The organism is Myxococcus llanfairpwllgwyngyllgogerychwyrndrobwllllantysiliogogogochensis, assembly GCF_006636215.1.
Lineage (GTDB): Bacteria > Myxococcota > Myxococcia > Myxococcales > Myxococcaceae > Myxococcus > Myxococcus llanfairpwllgwyngyllgogerychwyrndrobwllllantysiliogogogochensis.
Genome location: NZ_VIFM01000780.1, coordinates 1 through 441, shown reverse-complemented (window position 1 = coordinate 441; position 441 = coordinate 1). Strand labels below are relative to the sequence as shown.

Below are 441 nucleotides of genomic sequence, written 5' to 3'. Positions count from 1 at the left end.
CTCCACCAGCACGCGCTGGCCGTTGTCCTGCTGCCAGCCGAAGCGCTCGCCCGCGGCCAGCACCTCGCGCACGATCTCCTGCTTGGCGGCGGCTTTGAGGCGGATGTTCAGGAAGCCGGGGCCGGCGATCTCGATCGCATCGACCCAGCGCGCGAAGGCCGGCGTGGCCTCCAGCGCGGCCTTGAGCTGTTCGCCCAGAGCGCGCGGGTTGAGCTTGAGCGGCTTGGCCAGCTGCATGGCGGCGGTGCAGGCGAAATCGCCGTGCGCGGCCACCTTGGGGGATTCGAAGGCGGCGCGCCCGGCGGTGCCGGGCGAGAGTTTTTCCAGCTCGCCGGCGAGCGCCGCGAGCAATTCCTGTTTGACGGAGAGCATCCGCGGATTCTACGGGCCGGCCCGTCATCCGCCGGGGGGCGAGCGGCGTTAAGCGGAACAGTCCCGGCC

The 441-nt window shown here is 71.4% G+C and carries 1 pseudogene; it reads right to left on the bottom strand.

Features of this window, described 5'->3' with window-relative positions:
• Positions 1 to 372: pseudogene (locus FJV41_RS57415) on the bottom strand (hypothetical protein); the annotation flags it as partial.
• Between the last annotated feature and the right edge of the window lie 69 nt (positions 373 to 441).